Annotated in this window: 24 protein-coding genes and 1 pseudogene; 12 read left to right on the top strand and 13 right to left on the bottom strand. The window is 67.7% G+C overall.

The genetic code is table 11. From position 1 onward, the window contains the following. Positions 1–12 precede the first annotated feature (12 nt). Complete coding sequence (locus tag IT882_RS14060) at positions 13–324, bottom strand: DUF222 domain-containing protein (RefSeq protein ID WP_195692357.1); 312 nt, start codon at positions 322–324, stop codon at positions 13–15. 81 nt (positions 325–405) lie between these two features. Between IT882_RS14060 and IT882_RS14055 the strand changes: the two are divergent. The 3 genes and pseudogenes from IT882_RS14055 to IT882_RS14045 all read left to right on the top strand — a co-directional run bounded on the left by IT882_RS14055 (position 406) and on the right by IT882_RS14045 (position 3385). After that, positions 406–1397, top strand: a pseudogene (locus tag IT882_RS14055) (epimerase). Beyond that, positions 1387–2061, top strand: a complete 675-nt coding sequence (locus tag IT882_RS14050; protein WP_195692356.1) for a TetR/AcrR family transcriptional regulator — start codon at positions 1387–1389, stop codon at positions 2059–2061. The pseudogene IT882_RS14055 and the gene IT882_RS14050 overlap by 11 nt, the downstream one beginning before the upstream one ends. A gap of 58 nt (positions 2062–2119) precedes the next feature. Then, complete coding sequence (locus IT882_RS14045; RefSeq protein ID WP_229382150.1) at positions 2120–3385, top strand: MalY/PatB family protein; 1266 nt, start codon at positions 2120–2122, stop codon at positions 3383–3385. Here IT882_RS14045 and IT882_RS14040 read toward each other — a convergent pair. The 10 genes from IT882_RS14040 to IT882_RS14000 all read right to left on the bottom strand — a co-directional run bounded on the left by IT882_RS14040 (position 3285) and on the right by IT882_RS14000 (position 11991). Next, positions 3285–4001: a glycosyltransferase gene (locus IT882_RS14040; protein WP_229382149.1), complete on the bottom strand. Its 717-nt coding sequence runs from the start codon at positions 3999–4001 to the stop codon at positions 3285–3287. The genes IT882_RS14045 and IT882_RS14040 overlap by 101 nt on opposite strands. Beyond that, positions 3998–5362 carry a bifunctional PIG-L family deacetylase/class I SAM-dependent methyltransferase gene (locus tag IT882_RS14035; RefSeq protein WP_229382148.1) on the bottom strand — a complete coding sequence of 455 codons (1365 nt, stop codon included), beginning with the start codon at positions 5360–5362 and terminating at the stop codon, positions 3998–4000. The genes IT882_RS14040 and IT882_RS14035 overlap by 4 nt, the downstream gene beginning before the upstream one ends. Beyond that, a complete protein-coding gene (locus tag IT882_RS14030; protein ID WP_229382147.1) occupies positions 5359–6393 on the bottom strand; it encodes an acyl-CoA dehydrogenase in 1035 nt (344 codons plus the stop codon). The genes IT882_RS14035 and IT882_RS14030 overlap by 4 nt, the downstream gene beginning before the upstream one ends. Positions 6394–6446: 53 nt before the next feature. Continuing rightward, positions 6447–6617 carry a CsbD family protein gene (locus IT882_RS14025; protein WP_195692353.1) on the bottom strand — a complete coding sequence of 57 codons (171 nt, stop codon included), beginning with the start codon at positions 6615–6617 and terminating at the stop codon, positions 6447–6449. Positions 6618–6707: 90 nt separating this feature from the next. Further along, on the bottom strand, positions 6708–9104 hold the full coding sequence (gene ppsA, locus IT882_RS14020) for a phosphoenolpyruvate synthase (protein WP_195692352.1): 2397 nt from the start codon (positions 9102–9104) through the stop codon (positions 6708–6710). Between the two features lie 38 nt (positions 9105–9142). Beyond that, positions 9143–9979, bottom strand: coding sequence for a pyruvate, water dikinase regulatory protein (locus IT882_RS14015; protein WP_195692351.1), 837 nt, complete (start codon positions 9977–9979; stop codon positions 9143–9145). Between the two features lie 117 nt (positions 9980–10096). Beyond that, on the bottom strand, positions 10097–10315 hold the full coding sequence (locus IT882_RS17410) for a flavin reductase family protein (RefSeq protein WP_418887757.1): 219 nt from the start codon (positions 10313–10315) through the stop codon (positions 10097–10099). Beyond that, positions 10264–10620: a flavin reductase family protein gene (locus tag IT882_RS14010; protein ID WP_418887756.1), complete on the bottom strand. Its 357-nt coding sequence runs from the start codon at positions 10618–10620 to the stop codon at positions 10264–10266. The genes IT882_RS17410 and IT882_RS14010 overlap by 52 nt, the downstream gene beginning before the upstream one ends. Positions 10621–10646: 26 nt before the next feature. After that, positions 10647–11186, bottom strand: coding sequence for an NADPH-dependent FMN reductase (locus IT882_RS14005; protein WP_195692350.1), 540 nt, complete (start codon positions 11184–11186; stop codon positions 10647–10649). A gap of 229 nt (positions 11187–11415) precedes the next feature. After that, the gene (locus IT882_RS14000) at positions 11416–11991 is read right to left on the bottom strand and encodes a hypothetical protein (protein WP_195692349.1); all 576 of its coding nucleotides are present in this window, start codon (positions 11989–11991) and stop codon (positions 11416–11418) included. Here IT882_RS14000 and IT882_RS13995 point away from each other — a divergent pair. Both IT882_RS13995 and IT882_RS13990 read left to right on the top strand, forming a co-directional pair. After that, positions 11980–12669, top strand: a complete 690-nt coding sequence (locus IT882_RS13995) for a Pr6Pr family membrane protein (RefSeq protein WP_195692348.1) — start codon at positions 11980–11982, stop codon at positions 12667–12669. The genes IT882_RS14000 and IT882_RS13995 overlap by 12 nt on opposite strands. A 15-nt stretch (positions 12670–12684) precedes the next feature. Further along, a complete protein-coding gene (locus IT882_RS13990; RefSeq protein WP_229382146.1) occupies positions 12685–13383 on the top strand; it encodes a PhzF family phenazine biosynthesis protein in 699 nt (232 codons plus the stop codon). Between the two features lie 26 nt (positions 13384–13409). Here IT882_RS13990 and IT882_RS13985 read toward each other — a convergent pair whose 3' ends face one another. Then, positions 13410–13997, bottom strand: coding sequence for a TetR/AcrR family transcriptional regulator (locus IT882_RS13985; RefSeq protein WP_195692347.1), 588 nt, complete (start codon positions 13995–13997; stop codon positions 13410–13412). Positions 13998–14209: 212 nt separating this feature from the next. Here IT882_RS13985 and IT882_RS13980 point away from each other — a divergent pair, with 212 nt between their 5' ends. Further along, entirely contained in the window at positions 14210–15268 is a 1059-nt protein-coding gene (locus IT882_RS13980; RefSeq protein WP_195692346.1) for a hypothetical protein, read from the top strand. Positions 15269–15271: 3 nt separating this feature from the next. On the opposite strand, the gene dacB is transcribed toward IT882_RS13980, so the two are convergent. Continuing rightward, the gene (gene dacB, locus IT882_RS13975; RefSeq protein ID WP_195692345.1) at positions 15272–16834 is read right to left on the bottom strand and encodes a D-alanyl-D-alanine carboxypeptidase/D-alanyl-D-alanine-endopeptidase; all 1563 of its coding nucleotides are present in this window, start codon (positions 16832–16834) and stop codon (positions 15272–15274) included. 119 nt (positions 16835–16953) lie between these two features. On the opposite strand from dacB, the gene IT882_RS13970 reads away from it, so the two are divergent. From IT882_RS13970 to araA, 6 genes are all read left to right on the top strand, one after another. Continuing rightward, entirely contained in the window at positions 16954–18813 is a 1860-nt protein-coding gene (locus tag IT882_RS13970) for an ABC transporter ATP-binding protein (protein WP_195694412.1), read from the top strand. 115 nt (positions 18814–18928) lie between these two features. Beyond that, positions 18929–19147, top strand: a complete 219-nt coding sequence (locus IT882_RS13965; protein WP_195692344.1) for a hypothetical protein — start codon at positions 18929–18931, stop codon at positions 19145–19147. Positions 19148–19199: 52 nt separating this feature from the next. After that, a complete protein-coding gene (locus tag IT882_RS13960; protein WP_195692343.1) occupies positions 19200–20207 on the top strand; it encodes a LacI family DNA-binding transcriptional regulator in 1008 nt (335 codons plus the stop codon). A 125-nt stretch (positions 20208–20332) separates the two neighbouring features. After that, a complete protein-coding gene (locus IT882_RS13955) occupies positions 20333–21028 on the top strand; it encodes an L-ribulose-5-phosphate 4-epimerase (protein WP_195692342.1) in 696 nt (231 codons plus the stop codon). After that, a complete protein-coding gene (locus IT882_RS13950; RefSeq protein WP_195692341.1) occupies positions 21025–22638 on the top strand; it encodes a xylulokinase in 1614 nt (537 codons plus the stop codon). The genes IT882_RS13955 and IT882_RS13950 overlap by 4 nt, the downstream gene beginning before the upstream one ends. Positions 22639–22666: 28 nt before the next feature. Next, positions 22667–24169 (top strand): L-arabinose isomerase, encoded by a 1503-nt coding sequence (araA, locus tag IT882_RS13945; protein ID WP_195692340.1) that lies wholly within the window; start codon positions 22667–22669, stop codon positions 24167–24169. The last annotated feature ends 16 nt before the right edge of the window (positions 24170–24185 follow it).

Below are 24185 nucleotides of genomic sequence, written 5' to 3'. Positions count from 1 at the left end.
CACGACGCGAGATCATCGGCCGCGTCGTGCGGTCAGGGCCTCCTCGAGCCGGTCGACGAGCAGGATGAAGGCATCAGCGCCACGCTGCTCTTCGGTACGTTTGCTCCGCGTTCTGCCGGGCAGGAAGCTGCGCATATCGTCGGCGCGCAGCTCGGCCGTAATCCGTCCGAGCGCGTGTATCAGAGCCGCGCCGCTATCGCCTCCCAGTTTGCCTCCGAACCTGGTCATGCCGTCGGCTTCTTCGGAGTTCTCCATGAGGCTCATGATCGCTTCCAGGAGCAATTCGGCGGGTTCGCCTTCCACAAGGACATCGCTGATCGTCATGACGGCACGCTATGTCGCGCCACCGACAGTCATCGCGTATCGCATTTCTGAACATGTTCAGAAATGCGATACCTTCGACCCATGGATACGGATCAGCAGCCCGTGGCAGTGATCGCCGGCGGCAGTGGCTTCGTCGGACGCGCCGTCGCCAAAGCTCTCGCCGAAGACGGCTACGTGATCCGCCAAGTCGGACGAACCGCTCCGGTTCGGTGGGAGGATGCCGCAGCCCTGGCGCGCGCGGTCGATGGCGCGGATGTCGTCATCAACCTGGCGGGTACGTCGGTGAACTGCCGCTACACAGATCGCAATCGCACAGACATCCTGAATTCCCGGGTCGAGACGACGCGAGCGCTTCGGGAGGCGATCGCGACGGCAGAGCGCCCCCGCGGGTCTGGATGAACGCATCCACGGCGACCATCTACCGTCACTCCACCGACCGCCCGAACACCGAAGCAGACGGCGAGATCGGCTCCGGATTCTCGGTCGATGTCGCGACGTCGTGGGAGCGTGAGTTCTTCGCCGGCTCGCTTCCCAACACACGCCGGGTTGCGCTGCGAATGGCGATCGTCATCGGCGACGGCCCGGCCACCCGGATGCTGCTCAACCTGGCGCGCTGGGGCCTCGGCGGCACGCAGTTCGATGGGTGGTGTCCGCCGCACCACCGCTACCGGGGCATTGGAGAACACCCGACCGGCCCGGCGCGGGCGCCCCGGTGCCGCACCCGCGGACGGCAGAAGTTCAGCTGGGTTCACATCGACGATGTCGTTGCGGCCATGCGCTTCATCCGTGATGAGCCGCGCCTGTCGGGTCCCGTGAACATCGCCTCGCCACACCCGAGTGACAACCACACGCTCATGCGCACCCTGCGCGGCGTGGTCGGCGCGCCAGTCGGACTACCGGCGCAGCGCTGGATGCTGGAGGCCGGAATGTGGATGCTGCGCACCGAGCCCGAACTCGTCCTGAAGAGCCGGTGGGTTCTGCCGCAGGCCCTCGGCGATGCCGGCTTCAGGTTCGGACATCCCGACCTGCGAGCAGCGCTCGTCGAGGCGAAGGAGACGATCGATGTCGGCTGAGGTTCAACCCACGAAGGGGGACCGCACGCGCGAGCGCATCCGCTCCGTGGCGCTGCGATCGTTTCGCGAGAACGGATACGACGCGACCACAATCCGCGGGCTCGCTGACGAACTAAGGATGTCGGTGGGGGCCACGAACTACCACTTCGCCTCGAAGAACCACCTCATCCAGGAGCTCTATCTCGACGTGCAGGAGCAGCATCGGGCCGCAGCTCAACCCCTTCTCGCCGACACGACCGACCTGATCGAGCGCCTCCGGATCGTGTTCGAGACCGGGCTCGATCAGCTCGAGCCGTATCACGCGCACGCGGGGGAGTTCCTCTCGGCGGCAGTCTCACCCCGGTCGCCCATCAATCCGCTGTCCGCCGAATCGGCCCCAGCCTTCGCGATCGTCGAAGGGCTCTTCGCCGAGGCGATCGATGGCGCAGCCGCGACGAGGCTGGCCGTCGATGTTCGTGAGCGGATGCCGGATGCGCTGGTACTCGCGCACCTTCTGCTCGCGCTGTTCTGGGTCTACGACACCTCCGAGGGGCGTCGGCGCACGAGGCTCCTGCTCGACAGGTCGCTCAAGCTGCTTTCGGCTGTGCTGCCGCTTGCCCGCCTGCCAGTCGTTCGCGGCGCGGTGGCGGAGATGCTCGCCCTCGTCGGCAGCATCCGCGCCTGAGGGCGGGCGTCGGCGGCGCGAGCTATCGTGGGAGCGGCCACGAGCAGGAAGAGCGCGTATGACCGACTTCGCCCGGCGCATAGACGCCATCACGATCGAGCAGCTTCGCGCCACGGGCGCGACGAAATGGTCGGCCACGGATGGCTCGATCGGCGCCTTCGTCGCCGAGATGGATTTCGGTGTCGACCCCGCCATTACCGCCGCCCTCCATGCGGCCGTCGATGAGGGTGCCTTCGGGTACATGCCGCAGCGCATCGCCGCGGACCTGTCTGACGCGACAGCCGGGTTCCTCGAGCGCCGCTACGGCTGGAGCGTGCCGGCCAGCGACGTGTGGGGCATCCCGGATGTCATCATGGGGCTCGAACTCGCGATGGAGCACTGCTCGGAGCCGGGATCCAAGATCATCGTCCCCACTCCGTCCTATATGCCGTTCCTCATGGTGCCGCCGATGCGCGGACGCGAGGTCATCGAGATGCCGCTCGCCGTGCGCGACGGACGCTACGAGTTCGACCTCGACGCGCTGCAGCGGGCGTTCGATGAGGGCGGGAATCTCCTGCTGCTGTGCAACCCCTACAACCCGGTCGGCCGCGTGTTCTCCAAAGAAGAACTGCTCGGGATCGCCGAGGTCGTCGACCGCAATGGTGGGCGGGTTTTCTCGGATGAGATCTGGGCGCCGCTGGTCTTCTCGGGCGCCACCCATATCCCCTACGCGACGGTCACACCCGCCGCAGCCGAGCACACGATCACAGCCATGAGCGCTTCGAAAGCGTGGAACCTCCCCGGCCTGAAGTGCGCTGAACTCGTTCTCACGAGCGACCGCGATCGCGAGACGTGGGAGCGGATCGGCCGGTTCTCGGGCCACGGCACCAGCAACCTCGGTGCTATCGCCAACGCTGTCGCCTTCCGCAGCGGCGACGCGTGGCTTGCCGATCTCGTGCCCTACCTCGAAGGGAACCGCGACCGGCTCCTTTCACTCCTCGCGGAGCACCTGCCGGGGCGTGGATGCCGAAACCCGAGGGCACCTACGTCGGGTGGGTCGATTTCCGCGGCGCCGGTATCGACGACCTGCCGGCCGAGTACTTCGCGCGAGAAGCCTCCGTCACCCTCACGGAGGGAACGATGTGCGGCCAGGCCGGCGCCGGGTTCGCGCGGCTCATCTTCGCGACCCCCGCGCCCGTGCTCGAGGAGATCGTTCGCCGGCTCGCCGCGGCGGTGCCGACGCGCTAGACCGGCTCGGGGGCGGCCGAGGTCAGAGCGCGATGCTGGTCTCGGAGGTACGCCGCATAGCCGCCGGGAGTGCGTCCGACGAATCGACCCGAGGTGAGGACTTCGGCCGCATCGCTGGCGACGAGGTGCGCGCCTGACGCGCGGCAGCGGTCGACCAGCATCACGTCTTCGTGTTCCGGGGCGTCGCTGAAGCCACCCGCGGCACGATAGACATCCGCCCGCAGGCCGAGGTTCGCTCCGTGCACATGTCCGTTGGGCTTACCGCGCGTGTGCGTGTCGAGCCACATCTCCCGGTGCTGCGGGGTGAGATCGGCGAAGTCTGGCCGAACGGTACCGATGACGAGATCAGCGCCCTCGCGAGCAAGGCCGAGCTGCACCGTGAGCCAGTTCGCTGGCACGACTGAATCGGCGTCGGTGTTGGCGATCCAGGTCCGCCGGTCTATGGCAGGCGCGAGGCTTCTGAGCGCAGCGGCGACCCCGACAGATCGGGCAACGCCGACAGATCCCGCCTTGATTTCGACGACGGGGAACGGATGCTGCCGCGCGACTGACGCCGACCCGTCAGTGCTCGCGTCGATGACAACGAACACCGCGCACGGTACCCGGACGCGCGAGACGGCGGCTTCCACGGAGTGCAGGCACCGGGAAAGGAGCTGCTCCTCGTTGTGGACGGGGACGACGACGGCAAGCGCCCTGATGCTGGAGCCGATCACACCAAACCCTCCCGTGCGGCCACCGACTCGGAATCCGCGCGGCCGAAGATCTCGAGCACGAAGTCGTCCTCCTCGTGGAGGGCGATCGTGCGCCATCCGGGAACGCGCCGCAACGTGTGGTGGACGCGATCGCCGGTTGACGGGTACTCCGCCACCGGATGCCGCCAGTGGCATGCCACGAGGATGCCGTCGTCGGCGAGCGCCCCATCGATTCGACCGATGAGCGTTTCCAGGTCGGCCGGGTCGAAGTAGTAGCCGACCTCGGAGAGGACGACAGCGTCGAAGTCCCCCGTGGGCCACTCCCCGGGCACATGGGCGCGTGAGACGGTGACGTGGTCGGCCGGTGCCAGCCGGTGCCGGGCGCGATCAACGGCAGCGGCTGATGCATCCACGGCGACGACCCGGTCGGATCGAGCAGCTAGCGGTGCAGTCAGCAGCCCCGTGGCGCATCCGATCTCAAGAACGCTGCCCAGGCGCCGGGTCGGCAGGGCAGCAAGGAGGATGCCGCGTTTGCGTTCCTCGTACCATCGCGTTTCGAATCCCCAGGGGTCGTCATGGCGGGCGTAGAAGTCCTCGAAGAACGCCGCCCGCAGTGTCGCGGAGTCCTCTGGCTCTTCCGAGAGGAAGATCTCGCGGTCGCGGGTGAAGTGAGCGAGAAGTCGCGGCGGAACGATGGCCTCGTCGCCCGTCCCGCTGGAGAGGGCCTCGACCTGAGACGAATGCGCGCGCAGGGCGGCGGCCTTATGCGTCAGCTCGTCCTCGCTCAGCGGCACAGCGAGCGCCCGATCCCAGGGAACGACCTCGGGATCTGCCCAGTGCCACAGCCAGATCGGGTATCCGAGATGTCGCACGCCGCGGGGTGAGGCGGCACTGCTCACGGCGCGGGCTGCCGCCCGGTGATCGCGATGGCCATCTCCTGACCAGGGGGCGACCACGAGCGTGCGTGTGGGGGCGGCATCCGTCGCATTGAGGACCGCGGCGACGGCCGCTTCGACGAGACCCGCGTGTGCGTCGAGCTTGCCATCGGGTATCGACAGGAACTGCACGCGCGCGGCCGGCGCCAGAACGGAGAGCGCGTCGATGACCTCGAGCCGCCGCCGAGCGCGGAGCGCCTCGGGGGTGTGGGTGGGAGAACCAGGATGCGACGCCTCACCATCGCTGGCGATGATGACGCTCACGCGCCCGCCTTGGCTGGCGACGCGGCGCATGATACCCCCGGCGCCGAGTGTTTCATCGTCGGGGTGGGCGGCGACGACGATGAGGTCGGCGGGGAGGGGCTCCACCAGTGGCGTGGAGTGCAGACGCGGGTCGGCGAGCCACCGCTCCTCGGGCGTGCCCTCCTCGAGGTGGCTGAAGCTCACCACGCGGCGCCCTGTCGGGCGGCCTCGCGACCGATGCGCGCCACATCGCGGAGCCCATGGTGTTGCTGCAGGTAGAGGTGGAGGTCGGCGCTGTTGCGGGCAAACTGCTCGTCACGGGTCAGGGGACCGGGGCCCAGCGCCGCGGCGGCTTCGGCAAGGGTGAGCGTAGCGGCATCCGCCACGACGGCGCGCAGGCGTTCACTCACCGCACGCTCGCCTACCCGCCTCGACCGCCCGTCATCCACGAGGTCCGCAGCTTCAGCGAGCACGGCGCGCGCCGACCAGAGTGCGGTGTCGACCTTTCCGAGGTGGACGAGCGAGAGCTGGTCGGCGTTCGCCGACTGCGCCGGTGCCAGCAGTCGCTGCGCGATCCTGGTCGCCGCGCCCCACCAGCAGGCCGCGACCGACATCCCGCCCCAGGCAAACCCCGGCCGCTCCAGGTACCAGCCTGCCTCGCCGACCGGCTCTCCAGGGGCGTCATCGAAGTCGACGGGCGCACTCACGACCTGCGCGAGCCCGCGTGCCGCCCACGGCCCCGCATGGGGACGAACGCCGTCCGCGCGGAGGTCGACAGCGAACAGGCGGCGCCGCCCGTCATCCAGCGTTGCCGTGACGAGAGCCCGGGAGAGGTGTGACGCGAGCGAGCACCACGGCTTGGTGCCTCGAAGCCTCCATCCGGTGCGCGATTGCTCAGCACGCAGGCGGTGGTCGGGGCTTTCGGCGGCGAAGACTCCCCAGGTGTCATGCGGGCTGCGGAGCTCAGACCGCTCAGCTTGCGCCAGAATCGTCAGCGCGTCCAGGTGCGGTTCCAGGATGCGCGCGGCGGCGACGTCGACCGCGGCGGTCGAAGCGAGGAGTTCCCAGAGTTCGGTCGTCCGCCCCTCGCCGACCGGCGGCGCCCACTCTCCGACCGCCACGCACCAGGCGAGGGTCGGATCCACGTCCGTGCCGAACCCGTCGATCTCGGCTGCCGCACTGACGGCGCCGCGCACGGATACGCTCGCGGCGGCCGGGTCGGGGCGAAGTGACACAACCGATGGGGCCTGTCCGCGTGGACAGGCCCCATCGGTTGATCGCGGCAGCGTCAGGACAGTGCGTCCTTCGTCTTCTCGCCAGCCTGCTTGAGGTCGGCCTTGGCCTGGTCGGCCTTGCCCTCTGCCTCGAGCTCCTCGTTGTCGGTGGCGTCGCCGACACCTTCCTTGGCCTTGCCCTTGAGTTCTTCTGCCGAGTTCTTGATCTTGTCGTCGAGTCCCACGATGCGTCTCCTCTGTCCGTGTGGATGAGAGGCCACGGTAGGCGCACCTCCGCTGCGCGGAGAGGGGGTTGCCCTTTTCGTGCGATCGCGTTACGGAGTGACGGTCGAGGTGTTCGTGGGCGCTTCTGCGGCCAACCGCATCCAGGTCTCGACGACCGTGTCGGGGTTCAGCGAGATCGACTCCACGCCCTGCTCGAGCAGCCACTCGGCAAGGTCCGGATGATCGCTCGGTCCCTGACCGCAGATCCCCACGTATTTGCCCTGTGCGCGGCACGCCTGGATCGCCATCGACATGAGCTGCAACACGGCAGGATCGCGCTCGTCGAAGGTGTTCGCGACGAGCGCGCTGTCGCGGTCGAGGCCCAGGGTGAGCTGCGTCATGTCGTTCGAGCCGATCGAGAAGCCATCGAAGAACTCCAGGTACTGGTCGGCGAGAAGAGCGTTCGTGGGCAGCTCACACATCATGATGACCTTGAGGTCGTTGACGCCGCGGCGCAGGCCGTTCTCGGCGAGCATCTCGACGACAGCGTGCCCCTCGCCGACGGTCCGCACGAACGGGATCATGACCTGGACGTTCGTGAATCCCATCTCGTCGCGGACGTACCGCAGGGCTTCGCACTCCATGTCGAAGCACGCGCGGAAGTCGGGGGAGATGTAGCGCGAGGCGCCCCGGTAGCCGATCATCGGGTTCTCTTCGTGGGGTTCGTAAATCTCCCCACCGATGAGGTTTGCGTACTCGTTGGACTTGAAGTCACTCATCCGTACGATCACCGGCTCGGGGGCGAAGGCCGCCGCAATCATCGAGATGCCTTCGGCCACGCGCTGCACGAAGAAGTCCCGCGGCGACGGATAGGCCGCGACCCGCTCGTCGATCTCGGTCCGCAGCCCGGCGGGAAGGTCCTGCTCCAGCAGGGCGCGGGGATGGATGCCGATCTGGCGGTTGATGATGAACTCGAGCCGCGCGAGACCGACGCCGCGGTGAGGGAGCCGCGAGAACGAGAACGCCTGGTCGGGGGTGCCGACGTTCATCATGATCTTGACGGGAAGCTCGGGCATCCGATCGAGGTGCGTCTCCTCTTCGGCGAACTCGAGCGCACCCTCATAGACGAAGCCCGTGTCGCCCTCGGCGCAGGAAACCGTCACGTCCTGCCCCTCCTGGAGCACGCGCGTCGCGTCGCCGGCGCCGACAACAGCGGGGATGCCGAGCTCGCGCGCAATGATCGCCGCGTGGCAGGTTCTCCCGCCGCGGTTGGTCACGATCGCTGACGCCCTCTTCATGATCGGCTCCCAGTCGGGATCGGTCATGTCCGCGACGAGCACGTCGCCGGGGCGGAAGGACCCCATCTCGGCGATGTCGCGGAGAACCCGTACGGGGCCGGCCCCGATGCGCTGCCCGATCGCTCGGCCGGCGGCGAGGACTGTTCCGCGTTCGTGGAGCCGGAATCGACGGATCACATTCGCCGATGCCCGCGAGACGACGGTCTCGGGTCGGGCCTGCAGGATGTACAAGCGTCCATCGACACCGTCTTTGCCCCACTCGATGTCCATTGCGCGGCCGTAGTGCTCTTCGATGACGAGGGCCTGGCGGGCAAGCTCTTCGAGCTCCGCATCCGTGAGCGAGAACCGGATGCGGTCGGCCGGCGGCACATCGACGAAGGCGGTGCTGGCACCGGCCTCGCGGCTATCGGTGTACCGCATCGCGATCGCCTTCTCGCCCACGGAGCGCTTGAGGACCGCCGGGCGCCCGGCGCGGAGAGCCGGCTTGGAAACGTAGAACTCGTCGGGGTTGACGGCGCCCTGCACGACAGCTTCGCCGAGGCCGTAGGAACTCGTGATGAACACTGCCTGATCGAACCCCGACTCGGTGTCGACGGTGAACATGACGCCCGCGGCGCCGACGTCCGAGCGCACCATGCGCTGCACACCGGCCGACAGCGCAACCTCCGTGTGGTCGAAACCCTGGTGAACGCGGTAGGCAATCGCGCGGTCGTTGTAGAGCGAGGCGAAGACTCGGCGGATCGCGGTGAGGATGTTCTCGATCCCGCCGATGTTCAGGAACGTCTCCTGCTGCCCCGCGAAGGAAGCGTCGGGCAGGTCCTCCGCGGTCGCGGACGAGCGGACCGCCCAGGTGGCAGCATCCGGCTCGACATCGTCCTGCAGCAGGCGGTCGTAGGCGGCGCGGATGTCGCGCTCGAGGTCTGCGGGCAGCGGATGCCGCTCGATGCGGGCGCGGATCTCGCCGCCGATGCGCGTCAGTTCGGCAACGTCGTCCGTATCGAGGTCGCGAACGAGCGCGGCGATCTGGTCCCCGAGGCCGTCGTGGTCGAGGAAGCGCCGATAGGCCTCGGCGGTGGTGGCGAACCCGCCGGGAACCCGCACGCCCAGCGCGGACAGGTGCGAAACCATCTCGCCGAGCGAGGCGTTCTTGCCGCCGACCGCGGGTAGGTCGCTCATGCCGATCTCGTCGAACCAGAGGACGTTCTTCATGGGTACTCCTTTGTGAGGGGGCGGGGCGTGACGGATGGTCAGGCGCGAAGCTTCAGGGTCTGCAGGATGATGGCCGACATCTCTTCGACGCTCTTGGTCGAGGAATTCAGGAACGGGACCCGGGTGCGCCGGTACAGCTCTTCGGCGCGACGCAGCTCGAGAGTGCACTGCGCGAGGCTCGCGTAGCGGGAGTCCGGTCGCCGCTCGTGGCGCACCTGACTCAGCCGGAGGGGGGTCGTGGTGAGCCCGTAGCAGCGGTCGGCGTAGGGGGCGACCAGTCGGGGGAGACCGTCGGTGGGGAAGTCTTCGTCGGTGAGGGGGTAATTGGCGACCAAGAGGCCGTACTGCAGCGCGAGATACATCGTCGTCGGGGTCTTGCCGCAGCGCGAGGGCGCGATGATGATGACGTCGGCGAACTCCAAGGCCCGCGAACTCTGACCGTCGTCGTGCTCGATGGCGTACTCGACGGCGCGCATGCGGGCGAAGTAGGCCTCGGTGTCGCCGACGGTGTGGAACTGCCCCAGCTGCTCGGATGCCGTCGTGCCGAGTGTTTGCTCGAGTTCGGTGAGGTGGCCGCCGAGCAAGTCGATGCGTGGCGCCGGTGCCGTGTCGAGCACACGCCCGACAGCGGCGTTCTTCATGGTCGAGAAGACGATGGGCGCGAGGCCCGCGGCATCCGCGGCGGTGATCGTCTGCACCACCGCGGTAGCGGCTTCGGCGGTGTCGATGAAGGGAATCGTGTGACGCTCGAACCGGAAGCCGGGGAAGTTCGCCAGGAGGGCGTTGCCCAGGGTTTCGGCGGTGATGCCGGTGCTATCCGAGATGAAGAACACTGCCCGTTTCGGGCGCGCGTGGTCGCTCAGGGCCGGATGCATGCCTCGAGGCTAGGGAGATCCTGCGGCGTTTTCCGCCTCATACGGATGCAAGATCTCGCATTCTTTCGCTGGCCATAAACATGCGTGGCACCGACGAGTGCCACACGGCCCGCCCCGTCACCCGGCGAGCTGATCGAGATCCCGCAGATGGCGATAGGAGCCCTTGAAATACAGCAGCGGCTCGTGGCGGTGCCACTCCGGCGGGCTCATCGCGACGACCTTGCCGATCACGATGAGGTGGTCGCCTGCTTCGTGCTCGGCCCACGCCTCGCAGTCCACCCACATCAGGGTGTCGGCGATGATCGGATTGCCGGACTCGGCTGCCGACCACGACACCCCGCCCACTTGTCGGTGCCGCTGCGCGCGAACTGGTTCGCGATCGTGTGCTGGTTGTGGGCGAGGATGTTCACGGCGAATCGGCCGGTGGCGGCGATCCGAGGGTAGGTCGTCGAGGTCTTCATGACGCTGAACGAAATCAGCGGCGGGTCGATCGACACCGAGAAGAACGACTGACAGGTGAACCCGATCGGTTGACCGTCGTCGATGCCCGAGACGATCGTGATTCCTGACGCGTAGTGACCGAGCGTGTCACGGAACTGACGGGGAGAGAACGGCACATCGGGTGCCGAGTATTGCGACATGGGTCTTCCTTCTTTTCGCCGTCGGTTCAGGATGCCGGGACGCCGGCGCGAAGGGCGCTGGCTAGGGATGCGACTCGTCGGATGTTGCCGGCATACTCCGCAACAGCCGCGTCCAGGATCTCGTCCACCCGATCCAGCTGAGTGAGGGAGAGATAGAACCCGCGTCCGGGAACTGTCGCTCCGAGCTCCACCAGGAGGGGGGAGAGGGTGAACGTAGGCCCCATAGCGTGTGTGAAGTCGGCGCCGGTGTGCACCGGTATCGCTGTGACGCCCGCGAGGCCGTTCGCCGGATACCGGTCGAGGAATGCCTTGAGCAGCCCGGTGTAGGTGGCTTTGTAGGTCGGGGACGCGAAGACCGCGAGGTCGCTTTCGGCCACGAGCGCGTTCAGCGACGCCATCGTCTCGGACGGCCACGCGAAGATATCGCTCGTATAGTCGGCCAGGTCGATCACCTGCGCCTCGAACGACCCCGGCTCGAGGAGCTTGTCGACCAGGAGTTCCGCGATCTTGCGGGTGCGCGATGCCGGTTTGGGGTTCCCCACGACGACTGCGACTTTGAGTGACATGACTCTCTCACTTCCATACCGATGAACAGGAAGGGATGAGTCGCCGCACCACACCGCGAGAGGGACGTGGAGCGAACGACATCTCCACACGCCCCGGGGTCTTGTGGCCCAGTGCGCCCGCAACGGCTTACGCTGCACATCCATTGTGCACACGATCGTGTTTCCGTCGCGTAAACGGTGCCTCAGAGAGTCAGGGTGTGCTCACAGCTTTCGGCGAACGGCTAGCGCCTCACAAATCTGCGCAGTGGCGCGTCAGCCAGATCGTCAGCTCGTCGGCCGCGGAATCGATGACCCCGCGAAACGGTGGTGGTGTCACCGCGGGCTCGGGGGTCGGGCTCTTCCCGGGTGTGGTGGTGGCCGCGGGTGACGGCTCCGCCGTCGGTGTGGCAACAGCGGTGGCATCCGGAGCGGGCAGGTCGCGAATGGCATCCGCGACCGAGCGATACGTGGAGCGGAGCACGACCGGAGCGAGTTCTCGCATCTCCGCGAGTTCGGTGAGGATCGCCTCCGCACCGTCGCTGCCGAGCCCGACCTCGACGGTACCCCCGATCGTCTGGAGTGTGATCAGATCGTCAGCGATCGCCGTGCACGCCTGAGAGAGGCTCTCATAGCCCCCGGGCCCCGAGGTCGGTGTTGGTATCGCCGCCGGGCTGCTCACCGTGGGTGAAGGAGTGGGTGCAGATCCGCTGCATCCGGCGAGCAGCGCAACCACGGCCAAGGCAGCCAGTCCTGCGACGGCGCGCGTAGGCTCGTTGACGTGCGCGGGCGGATGCCGACTGAGGAAGCGTCTGACGTGCGCAGTCATCCGGCATCCTCACCCCTGCTGCAGCTCGGGGTGCGCATCCTCGTTATCGCGCTGCGGTCGGCTGCGCTCGTCACGACAGCCTGGGCGCTCATCTCGCGCGCCGACTGCGTCTTCGCTACCACCTGTCGAGCCACCAATCTGCTCAGCTACTTCACTATCCAATCGAACATCGCATTTGTTCTGCTGACTACCCTCCTGATCATCTGGATGTCGATCGGTCGGCCTGAGACACCCTGGCTGACGACGATCCGAGCGATCGTGACAAGCTACCTCGTCATCTCCGGAGTGACCTTCGCCATCCTGATGGAGACGGCGGGTCTGGGAGAGTTCGCGTTTCTCGTGCCGTTCTCGTCGAAAGTGCTCCACTTCGTCGTCCCGGTGTACGCCGTCATCGACTTCGCACTGTTCCCGGGGCGGCGGCGCGTGCCGCTGCACCGCGCCTTCTGGGCTCTGCTCTACCCGCTCGCCTACAGCATTCTCACCGCCATACGAGGCAGCTCGCTGAACTGGTATCCCTACGTCTTCTTCGATCCGGAGTGGGTCGGAGGGTACGCAGGAGTCCTCGCGTACGCCGCCGTGCTCGCGGCAGCTCTCGTCGCTGTCGCGGCAGCGCTCATCCTCGTGACGCGATTGCCGACACCTGCCACCGCGTCCCGGTCGGCCTCCGAGCGGGGCTGACCGCGGGGGAGCGGCGTGCAAGACTGGCCTGTCATGGGCACCCTCGCAACCGTCGTGAACGTTTTCGTCGACGAGGCGGGAGAGCACGGCAATCCGCTCGGCATCGTCTGGGCGTCGAAGGCCACTCGCGGCCGGGAACAGGACATCGCCGCAGACCTCGGGTTCAGCGAGACCGTCTTCATCGACGAGGTCGACGGGCGCACCGTCCGAGCGCGGATCTTCACTCCCAAGCAGGAGTTGCGCTTCGCCGGACACCCGACGGTGGGTCTTGCCGCCTGGCTCCGCGCGTCGGGTGACGACATCCGTCATGTCGCCGTCCCCGCCGGCTCGGCGCGGGTGCGTGCGGAGGGCGAGATCACCTGGATCAGCGCCGAGGTCGACTGGGCGCCGGAGTTCGAGCTGGAACAACTCGACTCACCCGCCGAGGTCGACGCTGTCGATCCGGATGCCTACACCGAGGGCATGCACTACGTCTGGGCGTGGCTCGACGAGGAAGAGGGGCGCGTGCGGACGAGGATGTTCGCCCCGGGTCTCGGGATCCGCACCGACGAGGCAACCGGGTCGGCAGCGATCCGGTTGACCGCCGCACTGGGCCGTGACCTGCAGATCGAGCAGGGGGCGGGCTCAAGACTCGTCACGCATCGCCGCAATCTTGGCCGTGAGGTCGAGATCGGCGGCCGCACGACCGAGGGCCGCGACGTCGAGCTCGCCTGAGTTCTCGCGAGTCGGCGGCCGGTTGCTCAGTCGTGGAGGATCAGCATCGGAACTGCGCGGAGGAACGCGTCTTCGTCGAACCCGTCGAGCAGGACCCGCTGCAGCACGAATCCCGGGATGAGGCTGAGAAGGACCGGGGCAGTCGCGGTGCTCCACGCCGCGGGGTCGGGGATGCGGCCTGGCTGCGTGAGTGCCCACGCGAGCAGGCTCTGACGGACAGTCGCGCGCAGGCGGCCGAGTGTCGATTCGATCAGTCGGCGCATGCCGGGATCGACGCTGGCTTCTGCCCAGATCTGGAGGAGGACATCCATCGGCATCTGGGTGCGGACGCCGCGGATCAGCGTAAGCGCGATCTCGGCGGGCGAAAGCGGATGGTCGCGCGCCGCACTCTCCACGTCGGCGCGGCGTTCCTCCAACAGCCGTGAGGCGACAGCGAGAACCAGGTCTTGTTTGCTCGCGAAGTATCCGTAGATGGCGCCGGCTGACAGTCCGGACTCGGTGATGATGTCGGCCATCGATGTGCGCTGATAGCCCGATCGTGAGAAGCAGCGCAGCGCCGCATCGAGGATCTCGGCTCGACGGGCATCGCGTCGAGCATCGCTGATCTTCGGCATCTGCCCTCCTCGCCCGCCCCGCTTCAGAGGGGTCTTGCCAGGATAATCGGTGCTGCTCATAATAAAGAACGAACATTCGTTTTAGGAGGATCGATGACTCATTCAGCCCCGGCACCCGGCAGCGGACAGTCCGCTCTGACCCCCTGGTCGCGTGCGCTCGGAGTAGCCGTGGCCCTGTCGCTGGTTGTCGGGGTGATCCTTCTGCTGTTCGCGTGGCCGGCCGTCACCGCCGCCCACAGAACCTCCCGGTCGGGGTCGTCGGCGACGACGCGCAGGTCACGCAGGTCGAAGCGACAGTCTCCGAAAAGGCGGATGGTGCGGTCGTGCTCACGCGCTACGACTCACGTGATGACGCCGTGACGGCGATCGAGCAACGGGAGAGCTACGGCGCGATCGTGCTGGGTCCCAGCTCGACACCCGAAGTACTGACGGCAAGCGCGGCGAACCCGACTGTTGCCCAGATGCTTGACGAGCTTGGACAAGGCATGCAGGCGGCCATTGACGAGCAGATTCGCGCGGCCGTCGAGTCCCAGATCGCCGCCGCGCAGCAGGAAGCCGCCGCCCGCGTGCAGTCGCTTGTCGAGGCTGTGAGAAGTGGGCAGGTTCCGCAGATCCCCGAGTCCGGACCCTCCGCGCCTGTGCAGATCCCTGCCGTGACGGTCACCGTCACCGACATCGTGCCCTTCGCCGCGTCCGACCCGAGGGGTGCCGGGCTGGGTGTGGCGCTGTTTCCCCTCGTCCTCGGCGGGCTCGCCGTGGGAATCGTCTCGACGCTCGTCGTCCGAGGCAGCGCGGTCAGACGCGTGACGACGGTCGTCGTTGCGTCAGTCGGCGCCGGTCTCGTGCTCGCCGGCATCCTGCAGGCAGCGTTCGGCGCCCTTCAGGGCAGCTTCTGGCTCAACGCTGCGGCATGCGCCGCGACCATCGCGGCAATCGCGGCAACCGTGACCGGGTTCGCAGGGCTGCTGGGACCCGCAGGTGTTGGCGTCGGTGCTGTCTTCACGATGCTCATTGCCAATCCGCTCTCCGCCGCGGCGGTTCCTGTCGAGTTCCTCCTGCAGCCGTGGGGCGCGATCGGCCAGTGGCTGCCGCCGGGGGCAGCGGCGACGCTTCTGCGGTCGCTGTCGTACTTCCCGGATGCGGCAACGGCGCAACAGTGGATCGTGCTGCTCGTGTGGGCTGCGGGCGGGCTTGCGCTGACTCTCGTCGACCTTCCAGCGCGGCGACTGCGGGCGGGCCAGTCAGTGGCCGAGCACCCACTGACTGTCTAGGCATCAGTAGAGCTGGAACAGCTGCGAAGCGATCGAGCCGAGGTCGGTGTTGGCCTGGATGACGGCCTGCACCTCGTCGATCGGTACGTCGTTGACGAACACCGCGAAGGCGAGGCGCCGACCGGATGCGGCATCCAGATACCCCGCGAGCGCCTTCGTCTCCAGAAGGTACGGCGTGTCGGTTCCCGGGCCCACGAGGGTGCCCGTCTTGGCGTGCGCGGAACCGATCGCCGGGTCCCCGTCGGGCAGGACGTTCGCGAGCGATCCATCGACACCGAGGATCGGGGTGGAGTCGAGGAAGGTTGCGAAGTACGGGGCGTTCGTGAGGAACGCGAGGTAGGCGGTCATTGCCGCCGGCGTGATGCGGTTTCCCGGCAGACCCTGCCCATCGGTGATCGCCACGTCATCAGGGCTGAGCCCGGCAGCCTCGAGAACGGTCATCTGCTGAGCGAGGCCGGCCGCCAGAGTCCGCTCACCCGCGTGAGCTGCCAAGAGGAGAGGCAGTTGATTTGCCCCCAGGTTGTGGCTGACCTTATTGATCAGTCGTGCGGTCTCCGAGAACGGCGGCGAGGTGAACGCCGCGACCGGAGCAATACCGTCGAGTTCGGCGGTCGGAGGAATCTCGCCCGTACTCGGTGACCGTGGGTCTGCCGCGACGGCGACGCCTGCCCGGGCGAGCGCTTCGATGAACAGGGTCCGAGCCCACGCTGCAGGGTCGGGCACCTGATAGGTCTGAACGACGGGCTCGGTCTCCAGCGGGATGGTGCCCGTGACGGTCAGGATGCCGTCACTCTCGGTGATCGTGACGTCGAGCCCGCTCTCGGCATCCGCTGTGCTCACCCGGTTATCGAGGGAGTAGGCCGCGGTCTGGGGTCTCCAGCTCGCGGTCGCGGGGTCGCCGATCGCCGCGCCGGGGGTGAGCACGATGTCGACGAGGTTGTCGTTGACCACGATGGGAGAGATGGGTACGCCGTCCAGAACCACGGCGTCCCAGAGCCGGTCATCGACGAGGACCTCTCCCTCGACGGAGCGGATCCCGGCTGCCGCGACCTGCCGCGCCAGAGTATCCAGACCCGCCAGCGGATCCTCGGGTGTGAGAGTCGCGAGGCCGGGGAGGACGTTTGCGTCGTAGTGGTCGAAGATCGGCACATCGAGCGTGCCGTCGGCCATTGTCCGGCCCCCGAGGGTGAGGTCTCCCGAGCCGCGCAGGATGAGATCGCCATCGAGGACGCCGTCGGTCACATCGCCGACGGCGATGACCGGGGTGGTGAATGTCGCGTCCGCGCCTAGAACGTCGAGGGCCGCCGTCACGGACAGGATCTTCGCTGTCGACCCGGTGAGGAACTGCTCGTCGGGATTGAGAGCGATGAGCGTCTCGCCGCTGTCGATGTCGATCACCGACATCCCCCACCGACCGTCCTCGTATGCGGGCTGGTCCATGATCGCCGCGATTGACGGGGGGACCTCGGGGTCCACGACCGGTGGCGCGACGGTGCAGGAGATCAGCGCCGCTGAGGCGCCGCCGATCGCCGCGACGGTCACCGTTCGTCGGGTGCGACGGAGCATGGGAGGGAGTCTAGCGACGCTCCCCGCGCCAGCCCCGGCCCTCGGGGTGTTCCGGAGCGGTACCATTTACATGTACTAAGACATGGAAAGCGTCGAACGGGAGAACGCGGATGAGCATGATGCGCGGAGGCTTCGGCGGCGGGCTCACCCGAGGAGCCGACGAGCGAACGCAGCGCGAGCGCAACGCGGAAGCGCCACACATCCCGCACCTGGGTCGGCGCATCGTGGCCCTGTTCTCGCCCTACCGCGGCAGGCTGAGCATCACGGCGGTTCTCGTCATCCTGAGCGCGGCGCTCGGCGTGATTCCCGCGCTCCTGGTCGAGCAGGTCTTCGATCTCGCACTATTCCCGGCCTCCGGCGGGCCCAACATTCCGCTGCTGATCGAACTCGTCGCGCTGATGATCGGGCTGTTCGTGGCTTCCGCGGGCCTGAACGTCCTGCAGACGTGGCTCACCTCGTCGGTGGGCAACCGTGTCACGGGAGACCTGCGGGTGCGGCTGTTTCGGCACCTGCAGTCGATGGAACTCGCCTTCTTCACGCGAACGAAGACCGGCGTCATCCAATCCCGCCTCCAGAACGACGTGGGCGGGGTCGCGAGCGTCTTGACCAATACGTTCACCTCGATCCTCGGCAATGGCGTCACCGTTATCGCCTCGCTGGTGGCGATGGTCATCATCGATTGGCGCCTGACGCTGGTGGCCGTCGTGATGCTGCCCGTGCTCGTGGTGATCCAGCGCCGCGTGGGCCAGGTGCGCGCTCGGATCGCGGCGCAGACCCAGGAGTCGCTGTCCACGCTCACCGCGATGACCCAGGAATCGCTCTCGGTCTCGGGCATCATGCTCACGAGCTCGTTCAACCGCTCGGAGTATGAGACCGGGCGCTATGCCGACGAGACCAGCCGTCAGGTCTCCCTGCAGATCCGGCAGGCCATGAGCGGACAGGGGTTCTTTGCCGTTGTCGGCGTCATCATGTCGGCTGTTCCGGCCATCATCTACCTGCTCGCGGGCATCTTCATCACCGGTGGCGTCGACATCACAGCTGGCGCGATCGTCGCCTTCACGGCAGTGCAAGGGCGGCTGCTCTTCCCGCTCATGGCGCTCATGCGGGTGGCCCTCGATCTGCAGACGTCGATGGCGCTGTTCGCCCGCATCTTCGAGTACCTCGACCTTGAGCCCGCGATCGTCGACGCGCCGGACGCGATCGAGGTCGCGGATGCTCCCGGACCGGTCGGTCGCATCGAGTTCCGTGACGTCTCGTTCCGCTATCCCGGGGCCGGTGAGGATGCCGCGACCTTGCACGATGTCTCCTTCGTCGCCGAGCCCGGCCAGCACATCGCGTTCGTCGGCTCCAGCGGCGCGGGCAAGACGACGATCCTCTACCTCGCGCCCCGGATGTACGAGGCCTCGTCGGGTGCCGTGCTGTTCGCCGGCGCCGATGTCCGGGATCTTCGCCGCCCCTCCCTCCTCGACAGCATCGGCATCGTCTCGCAGGAGACCTATCTCTTCCACGCATCCATTCGCGACAACCTGCTCTACGCCAAGCCGGATGCCACGACTGACGAGCTCGAGCAGGCGTGCCGCGGTGCGCATATTCATCATGTGATCGAGTCCTTTCCCGACGGCTACGACACGGTCGTCGGCGAACGCGGCTATCGCCTGTCGGGCGGCGAGAAGCAGCGGATCGCGATCGCCCGGGTACTGCTGAAGAACCCGCCGGTTCTCCTCCTGGATGAGGCAACCAGTGCGCTGGACACGGTGTCGGAACGCACCGTGCAGCAGGCGCTGGATACGGCTGCGCGGGGGCGCACGACCCTGACGATCGCTCACCGCATCTCCACGATCGTCGGGGCCGACGTCATCCATGTCGTGGAGTCCGGCCGCATTGTCGAGAGCGGTACCCACGCGGACCTGCTCGCGGCTGGGGGAGCGTACGCGCGATTGGTCGCTCACCAGCAGGAGAACGCGCTCTCGTCGATCTGATGCCTCCTCGCGTGGCCGAGCCCGGGCCGCGACCCTGTTGCCGCCGCGGGCACGCGCTGGGATGCTGATACGGCGCGCGTTCGCCGACGGGCGTCTCGCCGATGGAGGGAGAACCATGGCTGGCAGGTTCGATCTGAACACGACCACGCTCGGGCAGTTGCTGGATGATCCCGAGGCGCGAGCGGTCATCGACGAGCTGGTCCCCGAGCTCCCGAACCATCCGATGGTCGGGATGGCCAAGGGGATGCCGGTTGCCACGGTGCTCTCGTTCGCCGGCGGCCAGATCGATCCCGACGTGCTCGCACAGCTGAAGGCGCGTATCACCGCTCTCTGAGCGCGCGGCGACCGTCCTCGGGCGGCACGGCGCGGCAGTACGCTGAGGGCCCATGAGCGATGTCACCCGTCCGGCCCGACCGGCCGGTGTTCGGGAGGTCGCCCGCTTGGCCGGGGTCTCGACCCAGACGGTCTCCCGGGTCATCAACAACTACCCGAACATCCGTCCCGAGACGCGGACGCGGGTGGTCGAGGCGATGCGTGCGCTCGATTACCGCGTCAACAACGCCGCACGCGCGCTGGGAACGGCATCCACGCGCACCATCGGGGTCATCGCCACGGATGCCACACTGTACGGCCCGACGGTGGGAATCGCCGCGCTCGCCGAAGCCGCACGGGAGGCGGGCCTGTGGATCGCTACGGCGTACGCGGACGCCGGCGATCCGGCCGCGATCGACGGCGCGATCGCTCACGTCCTCGCCCAGGGCATCGACGGGCTCGTGCTCGTCGCTCCGCACGCGCGGATGGTGTCGGTGCTGCGCGAACGAGAGCTGGGGGTCCCGGTTGCCGCGCTCCACGCTGATGACGGGGCGCGCGCGCAACGCGAGGGCGCGGCGTTGGCGACGGCGCACGTGGTCGAGCTGGGGCACCGGCAGATCGCACGCCTCGGCGGGCCGGTCGATTGGCTTGAAGATGCAGCGCGCGCGCAGGGGACCGCTGCCGCGCTCGACGCCGCGGGACTCTCCGTGGTGCACCAGTGGCGGGGAGACTGGTCGGCTCGCTCTGGCGCAGCGCTGGCGCCCGAGGTCGCCGAAGCGGTGCGGGTGGGGGAGCTGACGGCAATCCTGGCAGCGAACGATCAGATGGCGCTGGGTCTGATGGCGGGGCTCGCTGAGAACGGCATCCGTGTTCCCGACGACCTGAGCGTTGTGGGCTTCGATGACAATCCGGATGCTGCGTTCTATGCGCCCGCGCTCACGAGTGTGCGCGTCGACGTTCTCGGCGACGCCCGTCGCTGTGTCGCCGAGGTTCTGGGTGAGGTGGCTTCCGGTGAGGCGTCAGCGCCGGCCGCCCCGCCGCAGCTGATGGTTCGCGCCTCGAGCGCTCCCCTCTCGCGCTGAGGCCGTGCGCTGATCCTCCCCAAGCCACCCAGGTGGCGAATCCGAAGTGTTACCGGTAACATTCGAGGCGTGCCCGGTCGGTGCAGACAAGCGCGGCGACGAGGGTGTCTCGGAAGGAATCATCGATGACCGAACTCGAGGATGCCATCGCGCGGGTCCGCGCCGATGTCGCCCAGCTGCACTCCGAACTGGTCCGTTACGGCTTGATCGTCTGGACCGGCGGCAACGTGTCGGGCCGGGTTCCCGGCGCCGACCTGTTCGTCATCAAACCCTCGGGGGTCTCGTACGACGATCTCGCCCCCGAGAACATGATCCTCTGCGACCTCGACGGCACCGTGGTGCCTGGTAGCGAGGGCAGCGACAGGTCGCCCTCCAGCGATACGGCAGCGCACGCGTACGTCTACCGCCACATGCCCGACGTCGGCGGAGTCGTCCACACACACTCGACCTACGCCGTCGCGTGGTCGGCGCGCGGCGAAGAGATCCCCTGCGTCATCACGGCGATGGCCGACGAGTTCGGCGGCCCCATCCCCGTGGGCCCGTTCGCGATCATCGGCGACGACTCGATCGGCCGGGGCATCGTCGAGACCCTGCGCGATCACCGCTCCCGCGGCCTACTGATGCAGAACCACGGGCCGTTCACGATCGGCTCGAGCGCGAAGGATGCCGTCAAGGCCGCCGTCATGCTCGAAGACGTCGCACGCACGGTGCATATCGCGCGGCAGGCGGGGCCGCTCATCCCGATTCCGCAGGAGGCAATCGACAGCCTCTACAACCGCTACCAGAACGTGTACGGCCAGTCGACGGATGATCGCCGATGAGCGCCCTGAGCACTGACGAAGGCCGCGAGGCGATCACCTCGGGGCGGGCGAGCCTCGGGATCGAGCTCGGTTCGACCCGCATCAAGGCGTGCCTGGTCGCCGAGGACGGACACGTGCTCGCTGTCGGTAGTCACGAGTGGGAGAACAGCTTCGTCGATCGGATGTGGACCTACCCGCTCGACGAGGTGTGGTCGGGTATCCAGGCCGCCTACGCGGCTCTCGGCATCCGGGTGCGGCACGCGTACGGGATCGCCATCGAGTCCGTCACCGGCATCGGCATCTCGGCCATGATGCACGGATACTTGGCCTTCGACGCACAGGGCGAGCTGCTGGTGCCCTTCCGGACGTGGCGCAACACCACGACCGGTGCTGCCGCTGCCGAGCTCAGCGATCTGTTCGGGGTGAACATTCCGCTGCGCTGGTCGATCGCGCACTACCGGCAGGCGATGCTGGATGCCGAACCACACGTCCGCGAGGTCCACCACCTCACGACGCTTGCCGGCTTCGTCCACACGGCCCTGACCGGTCAGCGGGTTCTCGGTGTCGGCGATGCGTCGGGCATGTTCCCGATCGATCCCGCCACCGGTAGCTACGACGCCGACCTCGTCGCACGCTTCGATGCCCTCGCGGCGGATGCCGCACCGCGTCCCCTCCTCGAGGTGCTCCCCGCCGTGCTGTCGGCCGGGGCCGACGCTGGGGAGCTCACCGCCGACGGGGCGGCTCTCCTCGATCCGTCCGGCGTGCTCAAGCCTGGCGCGCTGTTCTGCCCTCCCGAAGGCGACGCGGGTACCGGCATGGTGGCCACGAACGCTGTCGCTCCGCGCACCGGCAATGTCAGCGCGGGCACGAGCATCTTCGCGATGGTTGTGCTCGAGCGAGCCCTGGGTGCTGCGCACGATGAACTCGATATCGTCACGACCCCTGCGGGCGATCCCGTCGCGATGGTGCACTGCAACAACGGGGCCTCGGAACTTGCCGCCTGGGTGGCAGTCTTCCAGCGCTTCGCCGATCTCATCGGCTCACCGCTTCCCCCGGATTCGGTGTACGAGACCCTGTTCGCCGAGGCTCTCACTGCCGACGCTGATGCCGGTGGCATCCTCTCGTACAACCAGCTCTCGGGTGAGCCGATCGCCGGGCTCGATGAGGGGCGACCGATGGTCATCCGGACGCCCGACAGCCAGCTGACCCTCGCGAACCTTCTGCGCTCGCAGCTGGCGGGGGTGTTCGCGACGCTGAGCCTGGGCATGAAGGTGCTCGGCGATGAGGGCGTCGAAGTCGACCGGATGCTGGCACACGGCGGCATCTTCCGCACCGCTGGCGTCGCCCAGCGCGTGCTCTCCTCTGCCCTCGACGTCGCCGTGTCGGTGGAGCGCCACGCCTCCGAGGGCGGCGCATGGGGGATCGCTGTTCTGGCCGCCTACACCGCAGCCCGCCACGCGGGGCAGACCGATGCTTCGCTGGCCGCGTATCTCGAAGCCGTCGTCTTCGCCGACGCGGAGTTCGCCACCGTCGAACCCGACCCTGCCGAGGTCGCCGGGTACGCCTCCTACCTCGACCGCTATCGCGCAGGCCTCGCCGCCGAGCGAGCCGCCGTCACCGCCCTCTCCTAGCCCTCACCCTCATCGAAGAAGGACCCTCATGACTTCCCTCAACACGTTCGCCACCCGCGAGGTCTGGTTCGTCACCGGCAGCCAGAACCTCTACGGCGAAGAGACCCTCCGTCAGGTAGCCGAGCAGTCTCAAGCCGTCGTCGCTGGGCTTTCCGAGCTCCCCATCCGCGTCGTCTGGAAGCCCGTGCTCAAGGATGCCGACAGCATCCGTCGCCTCGCCCTCGACGTGAACGCGCGGGACGAGGTCATCGGGATCATCGCCTGGATGCACACCTTCAGCCCCGCCAAGATGTGGATCGGCGGCCTCGACGCGCTGCAGAAGCCGCTGCTGCACCTGCACACGCAGGCCAACGTCGAACTGCCGTGGAGCGAGATCGACTTCGACTTCATGAACCTCAACCAGGCCGCCCACGGCGACCGGGAGTTCGGGTACATCCAGACACGCCTGGGCGTGCCGCGAAAGACCGTCGTCGGTCACGTGTCCAACCCCGCCGTGCGGGGCCAGATCGAGACGTGGCAGCGCGCCGCCGCGGGCCTTGCCGCGGTCCGCTCGCTCAAGCTCGCTCGCTTCGGCGACAACATGCGTTATGTCGCCGTCACCGAGGGCGACAAGACCGAAGCCGAGATCCGCTTCGGTGTGCAGGTGAACACGTGGGGCGTCAACGAGCTCGCGGATGCCGTCGCGGCGGCATCCGATGAGCAGGTCGATGCCCTCATCGCCGAGTACGAGGAGCTCTACGAGATCGTTCCCGAGCTGCGTCGCGGCGGTGAGCGCCACCAGTCGCTGCGCGATGGCGCGGCGATCGAGGTGGGACTGCGCTCCTTCCTCGAAGCTGGCGGCTTCGGCGCCTTTACGACGAGCTTCGAAGACCTTGGTGCGCTCAAGCAGCTGCCTGGGCTCGCCGTCCAGCGCCTTATGGCCGAGGGCTACGGCTTCGGCGCCGAGGGCGACTGGAAGACCGCGATCCTCGTGCACGTCGCGAACGTCATGGGCGAGGGCCTGCCCGGCGGCGCGAGCCTCATGGAGGACTACACCTACGACCTCGTGCCCGGCGACGAGAAGATCCTCGGCGCCCACATGCTCGAAGTCGCGCCGACCCTCTCGAGCCAGAAGGCCAGCCTCGAGATCCACCCGCTCGGCATAGGCGGCAAGGACGACCCGGTACGCCTGGTCTTCACCGCCGACCCCGGCTCTGCCGTCGTCGTGGCGATGAGCGACATGCGCGACAGGTTCCGCCTCGTCGCCAACGTCGTCGAGAACGTCTCCGCTCCCGACCTGCCGAACCTTCCCGTGGGACGAGCGGTGTGGAAGCCCGCTCCGGACTTCGCGACATCGGCGGCGTGCTGGCTGACGGCGGGCGCCGCGCACCACACCGTGATGTCGACGGCCGTGGGCATCGAGGTCTTCCGCGACTTCGCCGAACTCGCCGAAACCGAGCTTCTCGTCATCGACGAAGACACCACGGTGCGCGGGTTCCAGAAAGAGGTTCGCTGGAACCAGGCGTACTACCGCCTCGCCCAAGGCCTGTGAACGGCGCGGGGTCTGT

The organism is Microbacterium schleiferi (assembly GCF_015565955.1).
Lineage (GTDB): Bacteria > Actinomycetota > Actinomycetes > Actinomycetales > Microbacteriaceae > Microbacterium > Microbacterium schleiferi_A.
Note: the sequence above shows the minus strand (reverse complement) of the source record. Positions and strands in the feature narration are given on the sequence as shown.